At 59.6% G+C, this 9,448-nt stretch carries 3 protein-coding genes and 1 pseudogene; 1 reads left to right on the top strand and 3 read right to left on the bottom strand.

Features of this window, described 5'->3' with window-relative positions; translation table 11 throughout:
• Window positions 1-99: 99 nt before the first annotated feature.
• Window positions 100-3,261 (top strand): annotated as a pseudogene (locus AP428_RS36210) (ATP-binding protein); the annotation flags it as partial.
• Window positions 3,262-3,501: 240 nt separating this feature from the next.
• Here AP428_RS36210 and AP428_RS36215 read toward each other — a convergent pair.
• From AP428_RS36215 to AP428_RS29640, 3 genes are all read right to left on the bottom strand, one after another.
• A complete protein-coding gene (locus AP428_RS36215; RefSeq protein WP_231691719.1) occupies window positions 3,502-4,455 on the bottom strand; it encodes a sulfite exporter TauE/SafE family protein in 954 nt (317 codons plus the stop codon).
• A gap of 91 nt (window positions 4,456-4,546) precedes the next feature.
• Window positions 4,547-5,476, bottom strand: coding sequence for a DUF2726 domain-containing protein (locus AP428_RS36220; protein WP_082409467.1), 930 nt, complete (start codon window positions 5,474-5,476; stop codon window positions 4,547-4,549).
• Window positions 5,477-5,721: 245 nt separating this feature from the next.
• The gene (locus AP428_RS29640; RefSeq protein WP_054928483.1) at window positions 5,722-9,417 is read right to left on the bottom strand and encodes a YadA family autotransporter adhesin; all 3,696 of its coding nucleotides are present in this window, start codon (window positions 9,415-9,417) and stop codon (window positions 5,722-5,724) included.
• Window positions 9,418-9,448 lie beyond the last annotated feature (31 nt).

The following is a 9,448-nucleotide window of genomic DNA, read 5'->3' on the forward strand; positions in this document are numbered from 1 at the left end:
GCGCGCGTTACAACGTACTCCACATAATCCGTTATTTTGAAGAATACCTTTTGGATAAGTGCCCGGTCGAGCAGTATCATTGCCATAGTCGTCCTGACTATGAGTCTGATCGATTCGGCAACGGTTGAAAATATCGAAGCATCAGCGCTTCGGTTGACGCTACCTTCGCCGACAAACCCGGTGTCGCCGCCGCAGATTCCTGACGAGGCCCACGGTTTGGCACTCACGGCAGATGAGCGACGCTGGCTGGCTTCGCTGCCTCCGATCAAACTTGGCATTGACCCCGACTGGGCACCGATCGCCTACATTGATGCCAATGGTCGCCCGAGTGGCATCGTCGCCGACTATCTGGCATATATCTCGAAATCCCTTGGCATCCGCTTCGCACTGGTGAAAACGAAGTCGTGGGCAGAAACCTTGTCCCTGGCGCAATCAGGTCAAGTGGATGCCGCCGCGCCTGTCAATGCACCGACGGGGCACGGCGACGACTTGCTCTACAGCACTCCGTTTATTACCCTTCCCGACGTCATCGTTACCCGCCCCCACGCGCTGCCGCAAGGCATCGTCGATCTCGCTGGCCGTCGAATCGTTATTTCGGATCCAAGCGAGCTTCCCGCTCAGGTATTGCGCCAACTGCCAGACGCCGATATTGCCGTGGCCACGAACGCCTATCACGCGATGCAAGAGGTAGCGGAGGGGCGTGCCGATGCGTATCTCGGAAACGCAGCGATCGTCGATTTCAACATCAGGAGCTATTTCCCGGGTGCTCTCAAGATTGCATCACCTGCCAATATCGAGAGTCGGTTGACCATTTCAATAAACCGCCGCTATGAGAGACTGGTACCTATAATTAATAACGCGATCGCCGCGATGCCAAAAATGGAGCAGCAACGGATTCGAAGCCGTTGGCTTTGGCCTCGCTATTCAGTCGGACTGCCATGGAGGACCTTCGAGCTTACGTTACTAGGCGCTGCGGTCATATTGGCGATCATTATCATCGCGTACATCCGGCTTCGTCACGAGGTCCGTCAGCGGCGGGCGGTCGAGCATGAGCTGGCAGACCAGCTTAGCTTTCGTGAAGCGCTAATGGAGTCGCTACCGTATCCGCTGGCCGCCAAAGATAGTGCGAACCGATATATCGCGCTCAACCATGCCTATGAAACCGCATTCTCGGTGAAGCGTGAGGACTTGATTGGTCGAACAACGCTGGAAGCTTTACCGGTGGAGCCCGCATGGAGTAAGCAAATCCACGCCATGAGCGAGCAAGTCCAAGATCAAAATCGAGCCCATCATGCCGAGGTCAACCTGATGGACGGCGACCATAAGCTGCGGTCTTGGTTGTACTGGATGCATCCGTTTCAATTGCCAAGCGGAAAGCCAGGTGGCCTTCTGGTGACGTTGGTCGATGTGACGACCATTCGCGACGCAGAACAACGTGCGCGTGCTCTGGATCAACGTTTAAGACGCGTGACTTCTCATCTTCCGGTGGTCGTCTTCGAACTTCGCCATACACCGGATGGTGCACTAAGGTTTCCTTATGTAGGTGGTGATACGCGTGCCATGTGGAATCTGGATGCGCTGACGATGGAAGCCGATGCGCTTACGGCGCTCTCGCGGGTTCACCCCGACGACAGGCCTCTCATTAAAACCGCCGTCAAGTACTCGGCGCTTACCATGACGCCGATCTCTATCGATTTTCGATGTATGTCACATGGCCGCGAGCGATGGATCCACACCGAAGCGACGCCGCAAACGGAGCCAGACGGCACGATGTTCTGGAGCGGAGTCTGGTCGGACGTCACTCACGCGAAGGCGCAGGGGGAAGAGCTCGCCCGTGCGAAAGAAGCGGCTGAAATAGCGGCAGCGTCGAAGTCGCGATTTCTCGCCACCATGAGCCACGAGATCCGCACGCCGATGAACGGGATCATAGGGATGTTGGAACTGTTGCGCCACGAATCGTTGAGCACAAAGCAGCAACGGATGCTTCACATGATCGGGGAATCTGCGATGACGTTGATGCAGATTCTCGACGACGTTCTCGATTTCTCGAAGATAGATGCCGGACACTTGGAGATCGTGACGGAACCGACTGATCTACGGGCACTCGTGGACGGCGTCAGCGCCATGGCCTCGACGTTGGCTCACGATAAGGGCCTTGTCGTTCGTAATTCCGTCAGTAACCAACTCGCCGCCGAATTGAACGTCGACGGTCTGCGCCTTCGCCAGATTCTCATTAATCTGATAAGCAACGCGATCAAGTTCACGGAAAACGGCGAGGTTGGCATCAGCATCTCCGTCTTCGACCAACGGGAAGCGTGCCAGCGTGTGCACTTCACGGTACATGACACGGGCATTGGCATCGCGCCCGCGCAACTGCAATGCCTGTTCGCGCCCTTCACGCAGGCCGACACTTCGATCGTACGTCGCTTCGGCGGCACTGGATTGGGTTTGGCCATTTGCAAACGCTTGGTCGAGCTGATGCATGGATTCATTCACATCGAGAGCACGCCGGATTTCGGCACTCGAGTCACGGTTGAACTGGACCTGGACGTACAGTTGCAGACTCGTTCCACGCCGCTAGCGGGAAAACATGCACATATCGCGTCGTCCGACCCGGCGCTAGCCGCAGCGTTATGCGAACTCTTGACACCGCTAGGTATCATCCCTGCGGGAGCCGCCTCACAGGCAGACATACACTTTATCGACGAAAGTCGACTCGAGGCAATCGATAATGACAAGCCAGCTATCGGACTAACGGACGCCCCGACTCCAACGGGCTACGAGATCTCGGCTGACGGCACCTGTCGGCTCAGCCACAATCCGTTGATGTACTCCGCGGTCGAAGCACTTTGTCTACATGTCGTCGGTGCAACTCCATCCGCCGAGAACGATATCCGGAATCTGCACGTCGAATATCAAACGTCGGGAATTCAAGTTCTTGTCGTCGACGACCATCCGGTCAATCGCCTGGTCATCAAGGCGCAACTTGAACGACTCGGTTATACCGCTGTTGCGGTATCCAACGGCATGGACGCACTCCGAGTACTGGACGATTCCGACTTCGCATTGATACTCACCGATTGCGCGATGCCGGAGATGGACGGCTATGAATTGACGAAACGCATCCGCTCCCGGGAACATCGATCACGGGATACCCCCATTGTTGCCTTGACTGCAAGCGCGTTGCCCGATGAAGCAATCCGATGCGCGGAAGCCGGCATGGACGGCCTGCTCATCAAACCGACAACCTTAGCCGTGCTGCGTGACAAACTCGCGCATTGGATTGGAATTTCGCCTTGCCCGACACGGCCAGACTCAATTAGCAGTCTGGCCCAGCATCCCTCGCCCGAAGAAGGCGCATACCCGCCGATATTGATTCAAGGGTTCGTGACAGAGACCTTGAAGGATATTGCCTTCCTTCAGGCAGCAGTAGCCGACAAAAACGCGGTAGCCGCCGCCGACCGCATCCATCGGATAGCTGGCGCAAGCAAATTGTTCGGCTCAGGTGCTTTGGGGGATTACGGTGAAAAACTGGCCGCCCAACTTCGGCTGGGTGACCTCTCGGGTCAAGAGGCGGCATTGGCGGTCTTTTGCACCAAAGTCGAACAACTCATCACACGGCTTAACAAGGCACGCACCAGTGGCGAGTGATCCGCCATGTCGAAACACGCCAGATTTCCAGATCATTTGCGCCGCTGCGATGAGCACGAACAGCAGGACGACCGTCCTGAAAATTTCAGGGGACATCTTGTCCCGCAGCGGACGAACCAGCCACATGCCGGCAATCGCTGGCAGCGTGGCGGCCACCGAAATCGCGAGATCCGCACCGCTCGCCTGCGCGGCGCCGCTGAACGTAGTGAGCAGCGTCACGACCGAAACCACGAGGATGATCGCGATCTGCTTCGTAAACGCCCGGCCGCTCGCTCCGGACGAAATCAAGTAAGTGGCAAGCAACGGGCCGGGAACCGACGCAATGCTCTCCGTCACTGCCGCACCGAAGCCGAGCGTGAAACCAACAGGTTTGCGCCATGCGGGTGCCAAATTGAGCTTCGGTGCCGCGAGCATCAGTGTCGCGACCACAATCAGTACTGCGCCAGAGGCTGCCTGTGCGTGACCCGAGTTCAGCGAGAGGAGGATCGCCACGCCGACGATATTACCTAATACCGTCCATGCGATCGGCGCGGCGATTTTCCGCGCCGTTGCAAGCACCTGACCACCTTCGAGCGCCTGCGGAATGTTGCCGAGAATGATCGGCATAGACAGCAGCAATACTGCATCCCGAATCGGCATGAACTGGCTGACGATCGGCATCGCAATCAGCGGCACGCCGATGCCGGTGATGCCCTTGGCCATTCCACCCAGTACAAGCGCAACAACGATCTCGATTAGGTCGAATGTCGGAAGCACCTGCAGGCTGGAAGCTAGCACCCCTTCTGTCACATTGAATTGCATCATCGAATGACATGTCTCGGCATATCTATCAGCAGCCGATGTCGATTGCACCTGTAGGAATCAACCACGCCCCACGTTGCCATGAAATAATAGGTTAACTCCGCCGTCCAAATGAGCGAGCCGCGCACGACTCAAAATCTCGCCTCAGCACGGTCAAATCAGTCTTGACGCTCCAATACCGCATCACGCGCAACCCAATGGCCCGTGCAACGTCATCTTTCAACAAATCATCTCGGCGAGTATATTGCCACGCACACGACCTATCATCCAACTCAACAGCATACAATAAGCCACCATCGCCTCCACGAACCACGAAATCGAAAACCTTTCTATTATATAGTTTGATATTCGATTTATCATTATGCTCAGCATCAACGAGCTCTTTCAAAGCAACTTTCTTGAAAATGTCCGCCTCCGGCAATGCAGTGCACAATCGATCATAAAACTCTGACTCTTGCGCAGCGGTAAGTGCCCGATGTCCATGAGGAGCTGCGCCCGCGAGCAAAGGTTTGGGCTCGCTTTTTATCATTGGACCGCGCCTCGCGGTGAGCTTATCCGGGCAGTCAGGATGACTTCCGACGTCAGGCACTGCCGTTCCGGCCACTCGTCCACGCTCCACAAGCAACTCGCTCTCGAACTGCGCACGCCCCGGCGCGAGCGGCTCAACTCCCTTCGCAAGACTTTGACGCTCGGCCCCCGAACCACCTTCCGATTGCCACCTATATTTTCGCGAACGCCTTACCCCGTTCACGCCAAGAGCGACAAAAGCCGCACCGACAATCGCAAGAAAAACCAGCAACAGAGCCATCATAGTTTTAGTTATATTTGGAAAATCTGAATTTTCTTTAACGTTCGAAAATCGATCAAGTCTCCCGTGACAATCCGCAACACCTCGCCACCAAATCATCTTAATTAGATTATTCCAGTTGCAAAATCGATGATCACCTTGCCGTTCATGCGAACGCGGTTCACCGAAGAACAAATCATCGGCATCTTGAAGGAAGGGCGACTGACATGAAGCCATCAGAGCTGTGCCGCAATTACGGGATCTCCGAAGCGACCTACCACAACTGAAAAACCAGGTTCGCCGGGATGACGGCCCCGAAGCGCGGCACCTGAAGGAATTGGAGCGGGATAACAACAAGCTCAAGCACCTGTTGGCCTCTACGAATTCCGTCCGACCTCACATGCTGGGTATACATAAAAAGACCCGCGCGAGGCGGGTCCGGAAATACGGGAGCGGGTTGCCCCGCTCCGTCAGTCAGGCAGTTACCACTGATACGATGCCCCCAGGCCGACAGTGTTACCACCGCTCGACAAGCCCACACCGGCCTTCATCTTCAGGTTCTTGTTGATGCGGGCCTCCCCGCCGAACGCGACCGCCTGATAGCCCTTGTAGCTCGCACTGCCGATACCGAATGACAGCGTCTTGCCAGGGTCGACACCCGGGATCATCGTCAACGCCGTTGCCGCCGCGATACCCGAATAGGCATTGCGCGATACGCCGTTGATCTGACCTTGCAGCCCGCCAACCGCCCGGTCGAGCTGCCCCTTGGTCGCCGCATCCGACGCATTCACGCCATCCGCGATATTGACGATCCGGCGCTTGCCCTGGTCGGAGCCGTCACCAAACGAGACCGTGTTGTCCTCGTTCGCGACGGAGCCCGCACCAATCGCAACGCTGTTGTCGCCGCGTGCCTTCGCACCCTGACCGATCGCCGCGCTGTTCTCGCCGTGAGCCGACGAGTCCTGGCCGATCGCGGTGCTATTGGCCGCGTGTGCATCAGCACCCGCGCCAATCGCCGTGCCGCCCGCGGCGCGCACCGTCGCGTTCGCGCCGACTGCCGTGGCGTTGCCGGCATCGTCGTTGATCGTCGAGCCCGAACCCATCGCGACGTTGTTGCTGCCGTTGCCGGATTGGGCCGCCGTCACCGCCTGGCCCGCTTCGCCCGAACCGCTGATCAGATCGTTGCCGACCGTACGGCGCGAGTCGCCGCCCGAACCGCCGGTGGTTTCGATCTTGCTGACGCGATCGTCCATCGTGTCGAGGCGGTTTTCAAAGTTGGTCTTCAGCGACGACAGCTGGCCGTAGTTCACTGCGTCGTACTGGCTCTTGCCATCTGCAACGTTGGTCAGCATCACTGGCGCCGCCGCAGGGCCGCCCAGCGTCACCGAACCGTAGTTCGGGTTGCCGTGCGAGTCGACGTCATAGCGCACTGCCAGCGAATCGGTGGCGCCATACGCCGCGGCCGCCTGCACCGCCTGCGAGACGGTCGCGTACTTGTGACCGCCCACTTCGATCGAATTGACGGCAACCTGCCCGTTTTCATCGACGGTCGTGTCGCCCCCGATCGCATTCGCGACACTTGTGGCCATGCCGTGCAGTTGCGATCCGTTCACCGCATCGGTGCTCGTCGCGCTTACCGCTCCGGCCGCCACGTTGTGCAGGCCAACCGCTGTACCGGCATCCCCGAGCGTGACCGACGCACGATTCGCTGAACCGTCTTCGTTGCGATCGTAGCGCACCGCTGCGACCGCTTGCCCGGTTTCCGGATCGATCAGACCGCTGTTCGCGATCGTATCCTTCAGGGTCGAGATATCGCCGGTGTTCGCCGTCACCCGCCCGTCGAGATTGCCGATCGCCGCACCGACACTGTTCACCGTCGTCGTACCGCCCGCGAGCGAGTAGCTCGGCGCGGAGATCGTGCCGTCGGCGCCTGCCTGCGAGCCGCCGCCGAGCGCATTGGCCATGCTCTGCGACGCACCATACAGTTGCGCCCCGTTCACCGCTTCCGTGCTCGTCGCATTCACCGCGCCGGCTGCAACGTTCTTCAGCGTCGTGCCTTGCTCGCCAGCCAGCGTGACCGTGCTCTTCGCCGCATCGTCGTATGCAACCGCGTTCGGATCCGTACCGCCACCGCCGCCGGTTTCCGCCGCAGCCGTGATCGCGTCACCCACGTTACCGTAGGTCTTGTCGCCGACGTGGTACTTCGGTGCCGTCACGCTGCCATCGGCGCCAATACCCGCACCGCCACCCAGCGCCGTCGTTACGCCACTGAGCTGCGTCACGTTCACCGCGTCGGTGCCTTGCGTACCCGCCGCAACGTTCACGATCTGGCGCTCGCTGCCGGCATTACCCACCGAAACGGTATTGGCACGCGTCGCCTTGGCGCCTGCGCCCAGCGCCACGGCACCGTTCGCTTTGTCGTCCACGCTGGTATTGGCACCCAGCGCCATCGCATTAGCCACGTTCGGTGCAACGCTCGCACTCGTACCCAGCGCAATGCCATTGGTCGCACCTACTGCGGCTTCTGCTGCATTGCCGATCGCAATTGAACTTTCACCGATCGCCTTGATGCCGTTATTGCCGACCGCGACCGCATTCTCGCCGTTCGCCTTCGCGTTCGAGCCGATCGCCAGCGCTCCCGCGCCATTGGTCGTCACCTTCGAACCGATGGCCACCGAGTACGATTGGTCCGCGCCTGTTTGCGCCATATTGCCGATCGCAACCGACTCGTCCGATAGCGCCCCAGTGTTCAGCCCGAGCGCGATCGCGTTTGCCCCTGCCGCATGAGCCTCCACGCCGATCGCGGCGGCCGTCGTGCTCTCCGGATCGCCCCCGCTGATACTCGCCGAGTTCGTCCCCCCCATACCGTCGACCGCGACCAGGGAATTCGACTCGTCCGAATCCGCAAGCGCATTGACCCGAGACAACAGGTGCGACTGCTCAGCTGCGACACGGGATTTCAGTTTGCCCAGCGCCTCGAACAACTGCGATCCATTGATCGCATCCGTACTCCTGGCTGTGACGTCCCCCGCTCTCACGTGGACGATCTTGCGTTCGGTCCCGTCATCACCGACGGACACCGTCATCGCCTCGTTCGCAACGGAGTTGGAACCCAGCGCAACCGATCCGCTCGCGAGCGCACGCGCACCGGCACCCAGCGCCAATGTATTCGAACCGCCTGCCAAGGCCTTTGAACCGATCGCGACAGACTGAGCGCCAGTAGCGGTCGCGGGTGCGTCGCTGGCCCGGACCTTGATGTACTTCAGATCGATGTTGCCTTCAGCCAGTTCGCGCTTCATATCGGACAACCCGGTGTTCAACTGGCCGACGTTCACCGCGTCGCTATCATCCACGCCTGCTGCAACGTTCTTCAACGCCACCGGCGCTGCCGCGCCCGCACCGCCAAGCGTCACCGAACCGCGATCCGCCGTGCCGTCTTCCTTACGGTCGTACGTCACCGCTGCTATCACCTTGCCCGTGTCCTTGTCCACCAGGCCGGACTCGGCAATATCGTCTTGCAGCGTCTCGACGTTCGTCGCGTTCGTCGTCACACGGCCGTCCAGGTTCGACACCGCGTTACCAACGTTGTGCGCGGTCGTCTTGCCGCCGTCCAGCGTATACGCCGGTGCCGTCAGCTTGCCTGCTGCGTCCACCGTCGAACCGCCGCCCAGCGCACTCGCCACACTTTGCGACGCCCCGTACAGTTGCGAGCCGTTCACCGCTTCCATGCTCGTTGCATTCACGGCGCCCGCTGCAACGTTCTTCAGCGCCGTGCCTTGCTCGCCAGCCAGCGTGACCGCACTCTTGGCTTCATCGTCGTATGCAACCGCGTTCGGGTCCGTACCGCTGCCCATTTCGGCTGCGGCAACGATCGCGTCACCCACGTTACCGTAGGTCTTGTCGCCGACGTGGTAGTTGGGTGCCGTCACCTTGCCCGCCGCGTCTACCGTCGAACCGCCACCCAGCGCGCTTGCCACGCTTTGCGACGTGCCGTACAGCTGCGAGCCGTTCACCGCTTCCGTGCTCGTCGCGTTTACCGCACCGGCTGCGACGTTCTTCAATGCCACCGGCGCTGCTGCGCCCGCACCACCCAGCGTCACCGAGCCGCGGTCCGCCGTGCCGTCTTCCTTACGGTCGTACGTCACCGCCGCGATTACCTTGCCAGTTTCCTTGTCCACCAGGCCGGACTCGGCAACATCGTCTTGCAGC

The sequence above is a fragment of the Burkholderia sp. E168m22 genome (assembly GCF_001319805.1).
GTDB lineage: Bacteria > Pseudomonadota > Gammaproteobacteria > Burkholderiales > Burkholderiaceae > Burkholderia > Burkholderia orbicola.

Coding starts and splice junctions, on each gene's coding strand:
- AP428_RS36215 (WP_231691719.1), bottom strand. CDS start 4,455: ATGATGCAATTCAATGTGACAGAAGGGGTGCTAGCTTCCAGCCTGCAG.
- AP428_RS36220 (WP_082409467.1), bottom strand. CDS start 5,476: ATGGCTTCATGTCAGTCGCCCTTCCTTCAAGATGCCGATGATTTGTTC.